This is a genomic window from Sulfuricurvum sp. (assembly GCF_028681615.1).
GTDB lineage: Bacteria > Campylobacterota > Campylobacteria > Campylobacterales > Sulfurimonadaceae > Sulfuricurvum.
This window is the reverse complement of sequence record NZ_JAQUHV010000018.1, coordinates 14,215-33,356: the sequence shown is the minus strand read 5'-3', so window position 1 is coordinate 33,356 and position 19,142 is coordinate 14,215. Positions and strand designations below refer to the sequence as shown.

At 41.7% G+C, this 19,142-nt stretch carries 16 protein-coding genes; 9 read left to right on the top strand and 7 right to left on the bottom strand.

All coding sequences use genetic code 11. From position 1 onward, the window contains the following. The first annotated feature begins 9 nt into the window (after positions 1 to 9). The 6 genes from PHE37_RS12320 to pstB are packed head-to-tail and all read left to right on the top strand — an operon-like array spanning position 10 to position 5,986. Positions 10 to 684: a response regulator transcription factor gene (locus tag PHE37_RS12320; RefSeq protein WP_299994311.1), complete on the top strand. Its 675-nt coding sequence runs from the start codon at positions 10 to 12 to the stop codon at positions 682 to 684. Beyond that, complete coding sequence (locus PHE37_RS12315) at positions 678 to 2,090, top strand: HAMP domain-containing sensor histidine kinase (protein WP_299994309.1); 1,413 nt, start codon at positions 678 to 680, stop codon at positions 2,088 to 2,090. Before PHE37_RS12320 ends, PHE37_RS12315 begins: the two co-directional genes overlap by 7 nt. Beyond that, positions 2,087 to 3,460 (top strand): HD domain-containing protein, encoded by a 1,374-nt coding sequence (locus tag PHE37_RS12310; protein ID WP_299994308.1) that lies wholly within the window; start codon positions 2,087 to 2,089, stop codon positions 3,458 to 3,460. Before PHE37_RS12315 ends, PHE37_RS12310 begins: the two co-directional genes overlap by 4 nt. Positions 3,461 to 3,506: 46 nt before the next feature. Further along, positions 3,507 to 4,358: a phosphate ABC transporter permease subunit PstC gene (gene pstC / locus PHE37_RS12305; protein WP_299994306.1), complete on the top strand. Its 852-nt coding sequence runs from the start codon at positions 3,507 to 3,509 to the stop codon at positions 4,356 to 4,358. Then, the gene (gene pstA, locus PHE37_RS12300; protein WP_299994304.1) at positions 4,355 to 5,197 is read left to right on the top strand and encodes a phosphate ABC transporter permease PstA; all 843 of its coding nucleotides are present in this window, start codon (positions 4,355 to 4,357) and stop codon (positions 5,195 to 5,197) included. Before pstC ends, pstA begins: the two co-directional genes overlap by 4 nt. Before the next feature lie 3 nt (positions 5,198 to 5,200). Further along, the gene (gene pstB / locus PHE37_RS12295) at positions 5,201 to 5,986 is read left to right on the top strand and encodes a phosphate ABC transporter ATP-binding protein PstB (RefSeq protein WP_299994301.1); all 786 of its coding nucleotides are present in this window, start codon (positions 5,201 to 5,203) and stop codon (positions 5,984 to 5,986) included. Between the two features lie 50 nt (positions 5,987 to 6,036). Here the strand turns inward: pstB and queF are convergent, their stop codons facing one another. The 5 genes from queF to dnaA all read right to left on the bottom strand — a co-directional run bounded on the left by queF (position 6,037) and on the right by dnaA (position 12,888). Then, complete coding sequence (queF, locus tag PHE37_RS12290; protein ID WP_299994299.1) at positions 6,037 to 6,426, bottom strand: preQ(1) synthase; 390 nt, start codon at positions 6,424 to 6,426, stop codon at positions 6,037 to 6,039. A gap of 50 nt (positions 6,427 to 6,476) precedes the next feature. Further along, positions 6,477 to 7,862, bottom strand: a complete 1,386-nt coding sequence (locus PHE37_RS12285) for an EAL domain-containing protein (RefSeq protein ID WP_299994298.1) — start codon at positions 7,860 to 7,862, stop codon at positions 6,477 to 6,479. A 6-nt stretch (positions 7,863 to 7,868) separates the two neighbouring features. After that, positions 7,869 to 10,184 (bottom strand): DNA topoisomerase (ATP-hydrolyzing) subunit B, encoded by a 2,316-nt coding sequence (gene gyrB / locus PHE37_RS12280; protein WP_299994296.1) that lies wholly within the window; start codon positions 10,182 to 10,184, stop codon positions 7,869 to 7,871. Positions 10,185 to 10,302: 118 nt separating this feature from the next. Then, complete coding sequence (dnaN, locus tag PHE37_RS12275) at positions 10,303 to 11,370, bottom strand: DNA polymerase III subunit beta (RefSeq protein ID WP_299994294.1); 1,068 nt, start codon at positions 11,368 to 11,370, stop codon at positions 10,303 to 10,305. 192 nt (positions 11,371 to 11,562) lie between these two features. Then, positions 11,563 to 12,888 (bottom strand): chromosomal replication initiator protein DnaA, encoded by a 1,326-nt coding sequence (dnaA, locus tag PHE37_RS12270; protein ID WP_299994292.1) that lies wholly within the window; start codon positions 12,886 to 12,888, stop codon positions 11,563 to 11,565. 111 nt (positions 12,889 to 12,999) lie between these two features. On the opposite strand from dnaA, the gene ruvC reads away from it, so the two are divergent. Further along, positions 13,000 to 13,500: a crossover junction endodeoxyribonuclease RuvC gene (gene ruvC, locus PHE37_RS12265; protein ID WP_299994290.1), complete on the top strand. Its 501-nt coding sequence runs from the start codon at positions 13,000 to 13,002 to the stop codon at positions 13,498 to 13,500. A 594-nt stretch (positions 13,501 to 14,094) separates the two neighbouring features. Next, positions 14,095 to 15,819 carry a lysophospholipid acyltransferase family protein gene (locus PHE37_RS12260; protein ID WP_299994288.1) on the top strand — a complete coding sequence of 575 codons (1,725 nt, stop codon included), beginning with the start codon at positions 14,095 to 14,097 and terminating at the stop codon, positions 15,817 to 15,819. Here PHE37_RS12260 and PHE37_RS12255 read toward each other — a convergent pair. Next, positions 15,803 to 16,726 (bottom strand): RluA family pseudouridine synthase, encoded by a 924-nt coding sequence (locus tag PHE37_RS12255; protein WP_299994286.1) that lies wholly within the window; start codon positions 16,724 to 16,726, stop codon positions 15,803 to 15,805. The genes PHE37_RS12260 and PHE37_RS12255 overlap by 17 nt on opposite strands. A 5-nt stretch (positions 16,727 to 16,731) precedes the next feature. Further along, on the bottom strand, positions 16,732 to 17,646 hold the full coding sequence (locus PHE37_RS12250; RefSeq protein ID WP_299994284.1) for an RluA family pseudouridine synthase: 915 nt from the start codon (positions 17,644 to 17,646) through the stop codon (positions 16,732 to 16,734). Between the two features lie 80 nt (positions 17,647 to 17,726). Between PHE37_RS12250 and purB the strand changes: the two genes are divergently transcribed. Beyond that, positions 17,727 to 19,055 (top strand): adenylosuccinate lyase, encoded by a 1,329-nt coding sequence (gene purB / locus PHE37_RS12245; RefSeq protein ID WP_299994283.1) that lies wholly within the window; start codon positions 17,727 to 17,729, stop codon positions 19,053 to 19,055. Positions 19,056 to 19,142 lie beyond the last annotated feature (87 nt).

Sequence of the window (19,142 nt, the reverse complement as noted above, 5' to 3'; positions counted from 1 at the left end):
GGACAAGCCGTGAGTTCGTTAATTGTGATCGTCGAAGATGAAAAAGATATTTTGGAACTGATGGAGTATCATCTTGCCAAAGAAGGTTTTGAAACGATCGGTTTTTTAACGACGAAACATGTCCAGGAAGTTTTAGAAGAAGAACATGTTGATTTGATATTAATGGATCGCAATCTCCCCGGTGCCGAGGGGAGTGAGTTTGTCGAGTCACTCCGTAAAAAAGGGATTCATACTCCCGTCATCTTTGTCAGTGCCAAACATAAAGATGAAGATATCGAGCAAGGATTTGAGCGCGGCGGAGACGATTATATTACCAAACCTTTCAGCATGAAAGAGCTTGTACTCCGGGTCAAGGCGATGCTGCGCCGTACAAAAAAACTCTCATCCGAGGGGAATCTCACCTACCGCGATATTGTTCTCAATCTCGCGGCACGTTCTGTAACGATAGAAGGTGAAAACATCGAACTGACCAAACTCGAATTTGATCTTCTTCATGCATTGATTGTAAACCAAAATGTCGTTTTGGACCGCGATTACCTCCTCGAACACGTCTGGGGAGGCGAAGAAGTATTCCAAGACCGTACCGTAAACGTCGCCATCAACCGTCTCAAAGAAAAAATTGATCCCGACAAGACCAAAGAATATATTAAAACCGTACGGGGAGTCGGATATACCCTGTGCTAAGAATCCATCAGCTTTTTTTCCTCAATATATTAGGTCTCTTTACCGCCGCCCTTTTGGTTGCCTCGGTTATTAGTTTTTATACCCTCAAAACAATGATTATCGAGGATGGTAAAGAGCGGCTTATACAAAGTATTGAGCTTCTTGAACCCCAAATCGTTGCTTCTAACGATCTCGATTCTCTCGCCCACTCTATCGCACAAAAAGCCCATCTGCGTTTAACGGTCGTTGCAGAAAACGGAGTGGTCATAGCTGAAAGCGACACCGATAAAAAAACGATGGAAAATCATTCGAACCGTGTTGAAATCATGGAGTCGATGCGAAAGCCTTACGGAATTACGATTCGCTACTCCAAAACTCTAAAAACCGACTTTGTTTATGTTGCAAAAAAAATATCCACTCCGCACGGCATACTCTATTTTCGTCTTTCCATGAGTTTAAAAGGAGTTATGGACCACTTCTATACGCTTTGGATCAAACTCTTTATCGCCTTTACCGTGTTGGTTGCCATTGCACTTGTTATCGCCTATAAAATATCGAAAAAAGCACGTCATGATATTTTGCAAATAACCCATTATTTAGATCAAATCTCCGCTAAAAACTATAAAGCCATTCTCAAACCCGAATATTTCCGCGAGTTTTTACAAATTTCGATAATGCTCAAAAACTTGGTCAAAAAGCTCCAAAACCGCGATAAACAAAAACGTAAGCACACTGCCAAACTTCGTCTCATCAACAAACAACAAAATGATATTCTCTCAGCCATCAGCCACGAGTTTAAAAATCCGATTGCCGCGATCATGGGATATGCCGAGACATTGCACGATGACTTGAATATTGATCCTAAAATCAGAGAAAAATTTCTGGACAAAATTCTTGCCAATACCCATCGAGTAACCCTCATGCTAGACCGCTTAGCACTCTCTGTCAAACTTGAAAACAACGATCTCTCGATCAAACCGACCCTATTTGACATCTCCGAAGTTTGCCATGAATCGATCTCTATTTTGCAGATCAAATATCCTTCACGTTCTATCAAGTATATGGGGCTTTCCAAAACCGTATACGCCGATCGAACGATGATCGAACTCATCATTACCAACCTTATCGATAATGCGCTCAAATATTCCGAAGAAGAGGTAAGTGTTACCCTTAGCGATCATAGTTTTAGCGTTACCGACAAAGGGATCGGTATCGCTCACTCAGAGCTCGATAAAGTCACCTCTAAATTTTATCGTGTCCATAAAAACCGCTGGGACAATTCAATGGGGCTGGGGCTCTCTATCGTCAGCTATATCCTCAAGCTCCATGATTCCACCCTCACTATCGAGAGTACATTGGGAGTCGGTTCAACATTTGGCTTTTCGCTTGATTCTTTAATCCAAAAAAACAAACTGACCAAAAAATGATCTCCCTTCCCGACCCCTTACTGCACCTGATAGAACATCTTGACAGGGCCGGAATTAAACCGATACTTGTCGGAGGATTTGTCCGTGACACGTTCACAGGGCATCCGACAAACGATCTGGATATCGAGCTCTATGGAGTCCATTCGATTGAATCGCTCGAAACACTCCTCCAGCCGTTTGGAAAATTGAATCTCATCGGTAAAAGCTTCGGCGTCCTAAAGCTGGCCTATGCAGGATATACGATTGATTTTGCCCCTCCTCGCACCGAATCCAAGTCCGGATTCGGACATAAAGGATTCGATGTAGCATGGCAAAGCGATATTGATTTTACCGACGCCGCCCGTCGACGTGATTTCACCATCAATGCTATCGGTTACGATCCCATCACAAAAACACTGCTTGATCCCTTCGGAGGGGTAGAAGATTTAAAAAACAAACGTCTAATGTGTGTGGATCCCGAAACGTTTATCGACGATCCGTTGAGAGTATTGCGTGCCGTACAGTTTGCGGCACGATTTGAACTAACCTGCGATAAGCGTCTGCTGGAATTATGTCGGAGTATGATCGAACATGGTGCACTTGAAGAACTTCCGAAAGAACGTATTTTTGAAGAGCTGAAAAAACTTCTGCTCCAGAGCGCACGTCCCTCACTCGGGCTTATCCTGCTAAAAGAGATGGGTGCACTTGCTTTTCTCTCTCCGCTCGATCGATTTGAAACCACACCTCAAGATCCTCAATCTCACCCTGAGGGCTCCGTATGGAACCATCTGCTGATGGGCATAGATGTCATGGCTTCCATCCGTACCGGAGAGAGTAAACATGACCTGATTTTAATGTTAGCGATGCTGCTGCATGATATCGGGAAACCCGATTCTACTATTATTGCCGATGGCGTTTTAAATGCCCCGAAACATGCTGAACGCGGAGTCGATATTGGCCGAGCATGGTTATCTAAAATTACAGAAGACAAATCTCTTATCGATGCTGTTTTACCTCTAATCCGGTATCACGGCTCACCGAGGAAACTACATAAAACTCACGCTTCGGACAGTGAAATTCTTCGTCTCAGTACACATGCGTGTATCGAGGATCTAATCCACATTGCCAAAGCCGATTTTTACGGACGCACTTTTATCGGTACAATACCGAAATCTTTTGAAGCCGGAGATTGGCTATTTGAGCGTGCAAAAGCCTTGGGCGTATTGTATGAACCGCCTCAGCCGCTGCTAATGGGACGGGATCTGATTGCGTCCGGATTGACGCCGTCTGAAACGTTCAAAAGTATTTTGGATAGGGCCTATGAAGCCCAACTTAATCAAGAATTCAGCACGCATGAAGGGGCATTAAAGTGGCTCGTAACAGTGTTGTAATCATGATGTAATAAAATTTCTTACCTATTCTAAGGCAAGGTGTTGCATGATCGATAAAATCTTCTCCAATCTAACCCGTTTTAGCGCCCTGCTAATCCTCGTGATTGTCGCATGGATATTCGTAGAGCTCTTTAACCAGTCATTGGAAGCTATTCACGCATTCGGTTTTGATTTTATAACCAAAGACGAATGGGCTCCGAATCTCGAAAAATTCGGTGCATATGCCGCCATTTTCGGCTCGGTCGCTTCGACATTTTTAGCAATGCTTTTTGCTATCCCTGTGGCCATCGGTGTTGCAATTTTCCTTAGTGAAATCGCTCACGACAAAATCAAAGGCTTTTTCGGAGTGAGCGTTGAACTCCTTGCGGCTATCCCATCCGTCATCTACGGTATGTGGGGATTGTTTTATTTTGTCCCTATTATCCGCGATATATTCGGCGGAATGGGGATCGGTCTTCTCAGCGCCGGTATCGTCCTCTCCATCATGATTTTGCCGTTTATGGCAGCGGTTACCCGCGATGCGATGAATACGACGCCTGATATTCTCAAAGAGTCAGCATATGCCCTCGGCGGTACGCAATGGGATGTTATCAAAGATGTTATCATCCCTTATGCACGTGCCGGAATCATCGGTTCGATCATTTTGGCGCTAGGCCGGGCAATCGGTGAAACAATGGCGGTTACATTTGTTATGGGGAATGTCCATCACACTCCAAAGGCGATTACCGATCCGACCACTTCTATTCCGGTAACGCTCGCCAATGAGTTTGCCGAAGCCGATGGATCGCTTTATTTCTCGAGCTTGTTCGAGTTGGCTCTGATTCTTTTGGTGATGAGTTTCGTTGTCATCGCAGTCGCCAAGTTTTACTTTTTACGTAAAGAAAGGAGAGGAGTATGACAGCGGTCCAAAAACGGGTTTTAGTCAATAAAATCGTCCTCGGTCTCTCAACACTGAGTGCAGTTATCGCTATCGCATTTTTGTTTTGGATTTTGGGCGTTTTAGTCATGAAAGGGGTCGGTGCTCTCAACTGGAATATTTTCATTTTTGAAGGTTCTCCTCCTGGATATGAGGAAAGCGGTCTCAAACATGCGCTCGTCGGTCAAGCTATCCTTGTCGGATTGGCAACCGTTATCGGTGTTCCTCTCGGTATTTTAGCCGGAACCTATCTCAGTGAATACGGTAAGAACTCAAAACTTGCCCATTTGATCCGTGACATCAGCGATATTATGATGTCTGCACCATCAATCGTTATCGGAGCGTTCGTCTACGCCGTCGTCGTTATGCCGATGGGACACTTCAGTGCATGGGCAGGTTCTATAGCTCTGGCCATCATTATGATTCCGATCATTTTACGCACGACCGATGATATGCTTCAGCTCGTACCCGGTACACTTCGGGAAGCGGCATTTGCCCTCGGCGCACCGAAATACAAAGTGATCATGGACGTCGTCTATCGCGGTGCCAAAGCCGGGATTTTAACCGGTGTACTACTCGGTATCGCACGTGTCGGAGGGGAAACGGCACCGTTGCTCTTTACCTCGTTTAACGATAACTTTTTTACAACCAATCTGAACGATGCGATGCCTTCGCTTACAGTTACGATGTTTAACTATGCGATCAGCCCTTACGATGATTGGCAACAGCTGGGATGGGCAGCGGCCTTTATCCTTTCGATGTTTATTCTGGGTCTCAATATTGTGGGACGACTTATCTTATTCTTTGGAAAAAGGAAATAACCTATGGCAAGTATTATCGATATCAAAGACGAATGCGCACTTCAAGTACGTGATTTTGAATTCACTTACAAAGGCGCTGAAGCACCGAGTTTGAAAAAAGTGACCATGCCGATCGCCAAAAACTCGATTACAGCGCTTATCGGTCCATCAGGATGCGGTAAAACCACCCTCTTGCGATCATTTAACCGAATGCACGATCTTTATCCCGGCAATGCCTATAAAGGGGAAATCGAGTTCGAAGGACGTAATATCCTCGATGCCAAAGAAGACTTGATCCATCTTCGAACCAAAATCGGGATGATTTTCCAAAAACCGACCGCGTTTCCGATGTCAATTTTCGACAACGTTGCATACGGAATGCGTTTGCAGGGGATTAAAAACAAAACGGAACTGAGTGACCGTGTCGAAAAAGCACTCAAAGACGCGGCCATCTGGAAAGAGGTAAGCGACCGTCTCAAAAACGATGCAAACGGTCTTTCGGGCGGTCAACAGCAGCGTTTGTGTATCGCCCGCGCGATTGCGGTAGAGCCTGAAGTTCTTTTGTTTGACGAACCGACATCGGCGCTTGACCCGATCTCTACACAAGGGATCGAAAAACTGGTCATCGAACTCAAAGAAAAAGTCAGCATCATCATTGTAACCCACAATATGCAGCAAGCAGCGCGTGTAAGCGACTATACCGGATTTATGTATTTGGGAGAACTCATTGAGCTCGGGCATACCGAAGAACTCTTCGTCACTCCGAAAGAAAAACTTACCCAAGAGTACATCACCGGTAAATTCGGTTGATTTAGTATTCCCCTATTCCCGATTGAATCGGGAATCTATCCTTCTTCTAATTATTTCTCTTTTACTATTTTTTCACTATCAATTTCTACTACTGTATGAACGTTTCCGCGAGGGTAGTAATCTGCAACCACTTTTAAGCGCTTAGGAGCGATTTTTTGCTCAAATACACTGTAGATCTCATTTGCACTGTTTTCATGCGAAATATGGCGGTTTCTGAATGAATTAATGTAGAGTTTGATGGCTTTCAGTTCAGCCACCCATTTATCCGGCGTATATTCTACGTAAATGGTTGCAAAATCGGGATATCCGCTGCGCGGACACAAACAGGTAAACTCAGGTAATGTTACTTTAATCACGTAGTCCCGTTCATGTTGATTCGGCCATATTTCGAAATCTTTTTCGATGTCAAAATTTTCGACAATTTGTTCTCCGTATTTCATATCTATCCTTTAATTTAATCTAAACGCCAAAGGGACAAAACCTTTTTGACCTATATTTGATCCATAGTTAAAATTCTACCTAGATAGTTGCCTTGCCGATAGTTGATTTTCAGCGATTGGACAAGATTATCGGTATATTCATCCTCTATCATGGATATCCATGTTTTGGCTCCGCACAAATGCGCACTCAGATTAAGCCCCTGAATGATATTCTGATATCCCGCTTCTTTTATATGACGGGTATAAAGAGAATCAAAGCGGACAACATCCACTTCCAACTCTTTTAAATACAACAGCGTCGTATGATATCCTCCCAAACGATCGAGAGCGATTTTATACCCTGCTCTTCTGTAATGGCTGATTTGGTGCACAAACCGCTCTAATTGATAGCAATACTCTTTTTCTTCAAACATCAGCGTTATTTTATTTCGAGCTGACGGAAAACGCTCAAATAAAGTCATAGCATGTTCAAAGAAATGGGGATTACGCAAGGTAACGGGAGAGATGGTCACAATAAAATCCCGTTTCCGTTCATCACATAAAGTGGCAATTGTTTCCAATACATCGCTTTCAAGCCAGCGCATTCTGTTGATTCTGTTAAGAACCGGAATATAGCGGCTTTGATGGATGAATCTTCCCTGTGAATCAATCAGTTTGACGGTCGTATCATAAATCGGATGGGTCTCACAGCATACCGGCCAGAATCCGATAGAAAAACGCTTCTCATCCAGTGCCTCAATGATTTCGTTTTCCAGTTGATTAATGGAATATATTTCCTCTTTTTCACTACTGATCCGGTCATTATGAAGCTCGTACAAACGGCTGATCAATAACTCAATATCATCGGAAAGACGTGAATCGAGCATCACTGCCTCAAGGCTGACTTCAATTTCATTATCAACATAATGTTGATATTTACTCAGCAATAATTCAATCAAAGAATTATATTTTTCTTTTTCACCCGGTAAAAAGAGTAAAAAATCACCCCCTTTAAAACGGCATATAGGGAGTTTTTCTATCTTTTTATCGTAAAAAAAATGATCTAATTTCATCACCGTATTTTGTAAAGCAATATCACCGTTTTTTATCCCATAGCGTTCATTAATCGACCATAAATTTTCAACGGTAATCAATAGAAGGGTTTGCGTATTTTTAGTAAGTGCTTTGGAAAAAAGACGGGAAAAATATTCCGGTGTGAATGTATGTGTGATCGTTTCAGTAATATTTTCCTGAGTACTTTGATAAATCAGATAAAAAATAAAATAGACCATTACTCCTAACAAAGCAATAGACAGAATGATTAAAGAGGTAAAAGTGGTGTAAGCCTGTGTAAACAGGGCAGTAAGGGTAACCGCACTTAGAAAAAAGATCGGTAATCCCATCCGTAATGCTAATGCAAAACGGTGTTCCCTCTCTTTTTGTTCAGTATAGGTCATAAAAAATTAGATATCCAAATGTTTGACGTCTTTAGCGTGCGTTTCAATGTAGTTACGGCGAGGTTCGACATCATCACCCATAAAGAGATTAAATGAATCACCTGCAGATTCGGTATCTTCGATCGTAATACGGAGCAATACACGATTTTCAGGTGTCATTGTCGTTTCCCAAAGCTGTTCCGGATTCATCTCCCCAAGACCTTTATAACGTTGGATGTATGAGCCTTTCTTCGCGAAATCGGTGATTTGGGTTAAAAGTTCTAACAAATCACCTTTTAAAGGTAAATTCCAATCCTGAATTTTTTGATAAATATAGTTCGCTTCGGCAAAATGCGGAGATGCAAACAGTTCATCATTGATATGAAGTTCTTCCAAGCCCTCTTTTGTTTGTACAAAGAGATGCATGTCTTCATCACTGACACTCTTACTGAGGATATTATTCCCTTTTGCAGTAAGGAATACTTCAACTTTAGTGTACAACTCTTGAAGCGGTAATGCGACTAAATCCGGATTTTCAATGAAATAACGGATCAATTCCACAAGAGCATAACGGCGTTCCAAAGCATCAAGTGTGCTGCGGTAATGATCCACCATTTTAAAGAAAGATACAAGATCATTGACACCGATATTGAGTTCTTCAGACTCCAATGCTTCGATTCCGTTCTCGATTAAGAAAGCGTTCATCACACGATCGTCTTTAAAGTAAATCTCTTTTTTCCCTTTTTTATAGCGGTATAGAGGCGGTTGTGCCAAATACAGATAGCCGTTTTCAACAATTTTCGGAAGATATCGGAAAAAGAATGTCAACAGAAGTGTTTGAATATGGCTGCCGTCGACGTCGGCATCGGTCATAATAATGATCTTATGGTAACGAAGTTTCTCTTCGTTAAACTCTTCTCCGATTCCACATCCAAGAGCCGTGATCATATTGGTAATCTCTTCGGATTTGAGAATTTTGTCCAAACGGGCTTTTTCAACGTTGAGAATTTTACCTTTGAGAGGCAAAATTGCTTGGAATACACGGTCACGCCCCTGTTTTGCCGAACCGCCCGCAGAGTCCCCTTCCACCAGATACAATTCGCTGATTGAAGGATCTTTACTCTGGCAATCTGCCAATTTACCCGGCAACGTTCCGACTGTCATCGCATCTTTGCGTCGTGTCAATTCACGCGCTTTTTTTGCCGCTTCACGTCCGCGTGCAGCCATAAGGGCTTTTTGAACGATTGCTTTGGCTTGGATCGGGTTTTCTTCGAAATATTTAGTCAATTTTTCGTAGGTAACTTTTTGCACCAACGGTCGAACGTAGGTATTTCCGAGTTTTCCTTTAGTTTGTCCTTCAAACTGCGGCTCGGGAACACGTACCGAAACGACACAGATAAGCCCTTCGGAAACGTCTTCACCCGTTAGAGGTACATCTTTTTCTTTGGCATTACCGTTTTGTTTGTTGTAGTTTGAGATAACACGGGTAAGCCCTGCTCGGAAACCCGCTTCATGGGTACCGCCGTTAGGGGTATTGATGTTATTGACAAACGTGAAGGTTTTATCATCATAGCTGTCGTTATACATGATGGCGATGTCCATCTCGATATCTTCGATTTTTTCGCTAAATGCAAACGGAGTCGCAACAACGGTTTTTTTATTTACATCAGTAACGAATTGGCTGATACCACCCTCGAAGTGATAGGTATTGCTCGCACCGTTTCGTTCGTCTTTAAAAATGATCGTAATGCGCGGATTAAGATAGGCTAATTCACGGAACCGTTTTGCCAAATAGTCATAATCGAAAATAATCGTTTCGGTAAAAATAGACGGATCTGGGAAAAATTCAATCGTTGTTCCACGTTTACGAGTTGTTCCGGTTACCGCTAACGGTTCTTGAGGAATACCGCATTTGAAATTTTGCTCAAACGATTGACCTTCACGGAAAATGGTCATTTTCAAATCGGAACTGAGTGCATTTACTACCGATACCCCTACCCCGTGCAAACCGCCTGAGACTTTATAGGTATCTTTGTCGAATTTTCCCCCTGCGTGCAATACGGTTAAAACAACCGTAGCCGCAGAGATCCCTTCCGTCGGATGCATGTCGGTAGGAATACCGCGACCGTTATCGCTAACCATCGCCGTACCGTTTTTGGTCAATGTTACCGTGATCGTATCACAATGTCCTGCCATCGCTTCATCGATCGAGTTATCAACGACTTCGTAGATCAGGTGATGAAGTCCGCGATGACCGGTATCACCGATATACATACCCGGTCGTTTTCGAACGGCTTCGAGACCTTTTAGGACTTTAATATTACTAGCACCGTAATTTTCCATTGTTGCTCCAGCTTTTAAGCGTGTTTAATGCTTTATTTTAGCGAAGAAAAACTAAAAAGAAGGTTTTATGAAGATATAACCCTCCTAGAGGGTTTAAATGGGGATAAAAAGGGAAAGGTTAAATCACAATCGGCATTACGATTGTTTTAAAATTTGCATCTTTGATTACGAATGGCTGATTTGATTCATTTGCTTCGAGAGTAAATTCAGTGCTGTTGACTTGAGATAAGAAATCCAAGATATAACGGCTGTTGATTGCGAGAATAAAAGGAGTTTCAAATCCGTTTTCAATTTCTACGGCAGTTTTTGCTTCGATGTTATCATCGCTTAAACTTTCAAACAAAATAGCGTCTTGTTGGAACGTGAGTTTAAGATCATTGGAAATAGTCGTTATTTGCTTAATAGCGGTCACTATAGCGCTTTTCGGCAATGTAATGGAGCGTTGAGCTTCTCTAGGGATAATTCGGCTGTAATCAGGGAATTTACCGTTGATGAGTTTGGTATAGAAAAGTGAATCTTCGGATTTGATAATGAGATGGGTGTTGTCGTAATAGATTTCAATATTGTCGGCAAACAGTTTTTGGATTTCGATAATTGCTTTTTTAGGGACAATGATAGAAAGCTCTGCATCATTTTGGCTGTCGATGTGAACAAGGGCAAGACGACGAGTATCGGTAGCAACAAAATTGATTTGATTGCTTTTGATATCGATCAATGCTCCGTTGAGTTCAAATTTAGGATTATTGGTATCGGCTGCAGGAGTTATTTTTTTGAGGGATTCAATCAATACGTGAGAGTTAATCACAATATTCGGTTTGCCTTCTGTAGTTGGGAAAGAAGGGAATTCTGAACTTTTATACGTAGGAAGTTTAAAGTTTGAGCGTTTTTGACGAATGTGAAGAGTGTCTTTATCAAGAGATAATTCGATTTCTTCGTCTTTTAAAATACGAATGATATCGAGCAACTTTTTACCGTTAGCAGTAAGAGAGCCCGGTTCTTCTACAGTTACGGAATTGGTTTGAATGACAAGTCCTATTTCATAATCGGTTGCTTTGGCTGTAAGGGTTCTACCATCAGTCGAAAGCATGATGTGTGATGTGATTTGGGAGGTATCTTTTTTTTCTAAAAAAGGCTGTAGGTGTAGAAGGATATTTTCCAAAACCGATTTGTCAACGGTAATTTTCATAAAAGACTCCCTTTATTATTATATATCATAAGTTATAGTAGTTAGTAATAAGGGGGTGTGAATGGGTGAAAACACGCCATAAACTCCCATCTCTCCTGCTTTTGCAATGTGATGAAACGATTTGGTTTCATTCACATCTATTCACTTAGTACGAATTATATCTTTTTTAAAACCTCTTTACAAACAGAAATTTTATTCGGAAGTGGCCATTGAGACTTTATTGGAGAGCTCTTCGACTTTTACACGGAAATCTTCATCGTTTTTCATGAGTTCCTGGATTTTTTTCATCGTATGACTGACGGCGGTATGATCTTTCATTCCAAAATACTGCGCAAGCTGCGGCATTGAGTTCGGAGTTAGAGAACGTGCGAGATAGATAGCGATACGACGCGCATATACAATGTTGCTATTTCGGCTTTTGGATCGGATTTCACTCGGTTTAATATTGAGTTCTTTGGCTACGGTATCCATGATGAGATCGGTCGTAATATTGCTTCGTTTTTCGGCCATTTGTTCTTTTAGGACATTTCGGGCAAATTCGATAGTGATATCCACACCCATTAGCTGTGAATAAGCATTGAGTTTAGAAAGAATTCCCTCGATTTCACGAGTGTTATTTTCAATAATCGTTGCAACGTAGTTAATAACATCACGGTCGAGTTTCACACGGTTGATTTCACATTTTTTCTTGATAATTTCGATTTTGGTTTCGAGTTCCGGGGGCTGAATATCGGCAACAAGACCCGATTCAAAACGGCTTTTGAGACGCTCTTCGAGTCCGCCGATTTTTTTCGGGGGTTTATCGGAGGTGATAATGATCTGCTTGTTTTCATTTCGCAATGCGTCAAAGGTGTGGAAAAACTCTTCTTGTATTTGGTTTTTGTTACTCAAAAACTGGATATCGTCGATCAGAAGCAAATCACATTTGCGGTATTTATCTTTGAACCGATCCATAGTCCGATTGCTCAGATGGCGGGTAAAGTCATTTAAAAATTGTTCTACAGAGGTATAAATGACGGTTTTGCCCTGTGCAAGCATGACGTTTCCGACTGATTGCATAAGGTGGGTTTTACCTAAACCGACACCGCCGTATAAAAAGAGGGGATTATATGCAATTCCCGGTTTTTCACTGACGCTTTTTGCAGCTCCGAAGGCAAATTCGTTTGAGCCGCCTACAACAAAGTTTTGAAACGTATAAGACGGATTAAGTAAAGAACCTCCCGGACGTTCGCTCGGAACAGGGGCAACGACGTTTTGATGTGATGAGGAGGTTGCCGATTTGACCAATATAGAGACGGTTGGTTTGACATTGGTTTTAATTTCAAACAAATGAGCTATTTTGTCGGCAAATTTAGTTCTGACCCAGTTGGCAATAAGGGCATTAGGCGCGCGAAATACGGCTAAGTTGCTTTTTGATTCGGCTTCATCGTAAGAGAGTTGTTTTATATAGCGTTGATAGTCAATCTCATTGATTTCACTTTTGAGCGCATTTAAAACTTGTGTACCGATCGAATTCATCTTTTCCCTTACCCTGTGAATAGTGTTGACGAATAATATCGATTTTTGCCTATAATTAGGATCAAATTAGATGTGAATAGAGTTTATTCACTGATGTGAATAGGAAAAATAATGAATATTTTGGGAATCGATCCGGGAACGAGAAATTGCGGATATGCAATCATAGCGATCGAGGGACAAAAATTGCGCCTTGTTGAAGCCGGACTTATTAAGATAAAGGCGGAAGAACTTCAATACCAGATTCCGCAAGTGGCTGAAGCGATTGAACAACTGTTTCATTCTCATACAATCGATGAAGTGGCAATGGAAGATATTTTTTATGCTCATAACCCAAAAACGGTTTTAAAACTGGCACAGTTTCGCGGAGCGATCACTCTTAAGCTTTTACAGGAGTTTGGAATGTTTGCGGAATATACACCGTTGCAGGTAAAAAAATCGTTGACCGGAAAAGCAAAGGCGGCAAAAGAGCAGGTAGCATTTATGGTGAAACAGATTTTAGGGATTACAAAAGAGATAAAACCTCTGGATATTACCGATGCGATGGCGGTAGCCATAACTCATGCACAAAGAGTGAAGTTGGAAATAAATCAAAAAAGCAGGGAGAAAAAATAAACGGGCTTTCTGCCGAAGAAAACAAAGTGGTAACGTAGTCAAATGAACTTTGCTCATTTGGCGTAATAAAATGAATAGTAAAAGCGACCAACACACCAGGAGGGTCGCTAAGTTAGAAGTTTATCCAAAGAGTCTTAGATATCCTTAATGATTTTGGATTGATCATTCCTTTAAGTGTTTATCTCTGTTATCACACTAAAAGATTTCTTAATCAGTGAAAAAAATGTATTTTTTTTTAAAACTGTGTAATATTCACACTGTGATATCGTTGTGAATAAGTTCTTCTACATTTGTATCAAAACAGGATAAAAAACTTCCTGATTTAAGAAATAATTTATCTAAAAATACCCTGAATTCACCTTTCTTCAAACCGCCTTAAACCCCATAAAATAGGGATTTGATCAAATTTCAACCCTTTAAATATTTATTAAGCCGCTGTTATAAAAAGTTATTCACATTCATGAAGATTTTTTTTTCTATTTTTTGCACGTAATCTATCAGTAATCAAAACGTAATCTCTTTGAAATGCATATTGTTTAATCTTTCAAAAATAAGAAACACAAATAAGTGTCTCTCTTAAAAAGGGTAAATACGATGGTTAGTGCAGAATATATTTTACGCAAAGAACATCCGAAAGTATTTCAATATCCCTCACTTGTCAATAAAACGATTGTCGGATTAACGAGATTGCTTCTCCATGAAAAATCTATCAATCGATTTATGGAACAGCATGAAGAGAAAAACGGATTGGAATTTATTGATGCCGTTTTGAAATATTTAAATGTTTCATATAAAACAGTCCATCGTCAGATTGAGAACATTCCCACTATGGGAAAAGTGATCATCGTTGCCAATCATCCTCTGGGTGCTCTGGATGCTCTTTGTTTGATCCAAATGGTATGTTCGGTACGTCAAGACAAAAAAGTAAAAATTGTCGCCAATAAAATGCTTGGTGAAATTACTCAGCTCAAAGAGTTCATGATAGGGGTAGATAATTTTAACGACAAACTCTCTAAACATGCTCTTCGTCAAATCGATAATGCACTTCAGACGGAAGAGGCGGTAATATTTTTCCCTTCGGGAGAAGTTTCACGTGCGGGATTGTTCGGAGTGAAAGAGGGATTATGGAAAGGGGGATTTGTAAAATTTTCCAAACGTAATTCGGCCCCCATCTTGCCGATCCATATTAAAGGTAAAAACAGTCCGCTCTTTTATGCCGTTTCCTGGATTTACAAACCGTTAGGGGCTCTGCTGCTAAGTCATGAGATATTTGCTGCACGAAATCATGTTTTTGATTTTACGATCGGAGAGATGGTAAGTGAAAAAGTCATTGGTGATTTCAATCTAAGTGAAAAACGGCATGCCAGATTGTTCCGTAAACACCTTTTACGGATCGCAAAAGGGAAAAAAGGTATTTATCCTACCGAATGCTCTATTGCGCATCCTGTATCGCGTCAGGAGCTTCGTAGCGAGCTTCGCAAAGGTGAATTGCTAGGACATACCAGTGACAACAAAGAGATCTATCTTATAGAGCATGAAAATGCTCCGAATATCATCAATGAAATCGGACGTCTTCGTGAATATTCATTTCGCAAAGTGGGAGAAGGGAGCGGTCATGCACGCGATATCGATGCATATGACCGTTACTATCACCATTTGGTATTATGGGATGACGAGGCCTTGGAAATCGCCGGAGCGTATCGTATCGGCGAATGTGAATGGATTCTTTCGTGGTTAGGCAAAGAGGGATTGTATATGAGCGATTTATGCGACATGAACGATCAATTCGATTCCGTATTGGAAGATGCGATTGAACTGGGACGCAGTTTCGTGCAGCCGAAATATTGGGGCAGCCGTGCATTGGATTATCTCTGGCAAGGTATCGGTGCTTATCTCAGTCATAACCCGCAGGTTAAATATATGATGGGACCGGTGAGTATATCCGGGAGTTTTCCAAAACATGCCAAAGAGGCACTGGTCTATTTTTATAGCCTTTATTTCGGTTCCGACAATACGATGGTAAGGGCAAAGTCCCCTTATTTTCTGTCGGATTACGTACGTTCAGAATTTGAAGAATTATTTGATGGAAATAATTATACGGAAGATTTTAAACGGCTGAAAGATTACCTCAAGGCTCTTGATGTTTCTGTCCCTACCCTCTATAAACAATACAGTGAATTGTGTGAAGAAGGGGGAGTTCAATTCATGGATTTTGGAATTGACGAAGACTTCAATAACTGTATTGACGGCTATATATTGGTCGATATTCGTAAGATCAAAGAGTCAAAAAGACAAAGATACATTAGAGCGGGTGAATAAGTTTCATCGCTTCAAAGCACTCTTTTACAAAATCTTTTTCCGAAACAATACGATAATGCTCACTCTCATAGGTGAACTCAAGCGAATGGGCGTGAAGCAACAGACGTGTTGAACTCCCAATTCGTAGCCGTTCTTCTGCTGACAACTCTTTGTTAATAAACCGAATGACATCTTCTTCCGCAGGACCGTATACCGGATCACCGATGATCGGATGTTTCACGTGGAACAAATGAACACGTATTTGATGCGTGCGTCCGGTTAGCGGTGATGCTTCTACGAGGGTCATATCCTGCTCAGGAAAGTATCGGAGAGGCTTAATAAGAGTGTGAGCCGGTTTCCCCTTCGGATCAACTTTAACGACCATACTGATTAATAGATTGGGATGGTCAATTCTAAATAGGGGCTCTTGTATGTCAAGATCGTGTTTGACATGACCTTTTACCATTGCAAGATAGCGTTTGGAAATAGCTCGTTCTGAGAATAACTTTTTTAAAACAGTCTCACTGGTTTTAGTACGGGAAACTAAAACCAATCCGCTCGTTTCTTGATCGATACGATGTGTCGCGTTAGCATCGTCACCAAACTGATGTTTGATCTCATCATTCAGTGTATAGGGGGAACGTCGGCTATGAGGATGAACGCTCAAACCGCTGGGTTTGTCGAAAACGGCAAAGTCGTTAGTAACAAACATCGGTTTGAAACCACGCGATAACGGTTCAAAACAGATGAACTCAATATCACCTTCAATATATCCGAATTGATCGTCCATAACGGTGCCGTTTTGTGTTAGACGCCCTCTTGCTATAAGACGTTGAGCTTCACTTCGGGACAGGCCCAGTTCACTCATTAAAAATGAGAGGGCGGTTTGGCGTATTGGAGAATGGAGCTTTTTAGTGATAAAAGGCATTATAATTATTTTACTTTCATTGCTTCAAAACATTGTGTAATGAAGTCTTCTCTGGAAACTATGTAGTAGGGATTATCACCATACACAAATTCGAGTGAATGGGCATGAAGTAAAAGACGGGATGCACCGGTATTTTTAAAACGCTCTTCTACGGACATTTCTCTATCTAAAAAACGGACGGCATCGTTTTCGTCTTGGTTATATATAGGATCTCCAACGATTGGATGTTTCACGTGAAACAAATGGACACGAATCTGATGCTGTCGTCCCGTATAGGGGGAAGCCTCTACAAGGGTAGTGTCCGTCTCGGGAAAATAACGCAGAGGAGTGATAAAGGTACGTGAGGGTTTACCTTCGGGATGAACGCGTACAATCATTCGTACAATAGTACTTTCATCTTCACGACGCAAAAGAGGCTCTTGGATATCGAGAGGCTCTTTTAGATGGCCTTTAACCATAGCGAGATAACGCTTGGTGATTTCACGGTCTTCAAACATCATTTTCAAAACACGTTCAGAGGTTTTATTGCGTGCCGCTAAAACCAGTCCGCTTGTCTCCTGATCGATACGGTGAGCAATGTTGGCATCATGCCCGAAGCGATGTTTGATCTCATCATTGAGTGAATAAGGGGTGTGACGGTTTTGAGGGTGAACGAGCAAACCGCTGGGCTTATCATAGACAGCAAACTCTTCAGCAACAAACGTCGGATTGAGTCCCATCGATAACGGCTCGAAACAGACGAAATCAAAATCCCCTTCGATAAATCCGGCGTTGTTGGACATGGCTACACCGTTTTGAAAAAGTCTCCCTTTGGAAATAAGACGCTGTGCTTCACTTTGAGAAATTCCCAACTCTCGCATTAAAAACAGGAATGCTTTTTGACGGGTAGGAGCATGGAGCTTTTTGATGACGAAGGGCAATTTAATTCCTTTTTAGGGAGGGTTGGATAAACTCTATTTATATAATAAGATGCGCATTTTAGCATAGTAAGGAAGCAGATATGGTAGATCGTTACGCCAGAGAAGAGATGAAATCAAAATGGAGTATCCAAGCAAAATATCAAGCATGGCTCGATGTCGAGAAAGCGGTTGTTGTTGCGTGGAATAAATTAGGTCTTATTCCGGATGAAGATGCTAAAAAAATTGTCGAGAACGCAGGGTTCAGTGTTGAGCGTATCGATGAGATCGAAGCGATCACTCGCCACGATTTGATCGCGTTTACTACTTCCGTTTCTGAAACTCTCGGAGAAGAGAGTAGATGGTTCCATTACGGAATGACATCATCCGATACGGTTGATACGGCTGTCGCTCTTCAGATGCGGGATTCATTGGCATTGATTATCGAAGATGTAAAAATGGTCATGGAGTCGATCAAAAAACGTGCGGAAGAGCACAAGATGACTTTGCTCGTCGGACGTTCACACGGGATCCACGGTGAGCCGATTACGTTTGGTTTGGTGTTAGCGGTTTGGTATGATGAAATGGCTCGACATTTGACGAACTTGGAACAAACGATGGAAGTGATTTGTGTCGGCCAAGTATCCGGAGCGATGGGAAATTTTGCTCACGCACCGTTAGAGCTTGAAGAATATGCGTGTGAAGCATTAGGACTCAAACCGGCTCCGGCGTCTAACCAGGTTATTCAGCGTGACCGTTACGCACGTCTTGCTTCGGCATTGGCATTGTTGGCAAGCTCGATCGAAAAATTTGCCGTGCAGGTTCGCCATTGGCAACGTACCGAAGTGTATGAGTGTGAAGAGTTTTTTGCCAAAGGGCAAAAAGGTTCATCCGCAATGCCGCATAAACGCAATCCGATTTTGACCGAAAATATCACCGGGTTAGCCCGTATGGTTCGTGCCTATGTTATACCTGCGATGGAAAACGTCGCGTTATGGCATGAGCGTGATATCTCTCACAGCTCAACTGAGCGTTTCTGGCTACCGGACAGTTTTGTAACAAGTGACTTTATGCTTCACCGTTTTAACAGTGTTATTGCAAATCTCGTGGTCTATCCTGAGAACATGATGCGTAATCTCAACTTGACCGGAGGACTCGTTTTCTCTCAACGCGTTTTACTCGAGCTTCCACTTAAAGGGGTAAGCCGTGAAGATGCGTACCGTATCGTTCAACGCAATGCGATGAAAGTATGGGAAGGATTGCAGCAAGGCAAAAGTGCGATCAACGAAAAGGGTGAGAGTCTCTATCTTCAATATTTATTGGATGATGAAGAGCTACGTCAAAGTTTGAGTGAAGAAGCGATTCGCGAATGCTTTAATTATGATTATTATACTAAAAATGTCGATAAAATTTTCGCGCGGGTGTTCAAATAATTATCATAAAAATAGTTTCTTTCGGTATAAGAAACAATACAATATTGAGTGATTATAATACACCATATTGTCTGTCTCATTTGAGAC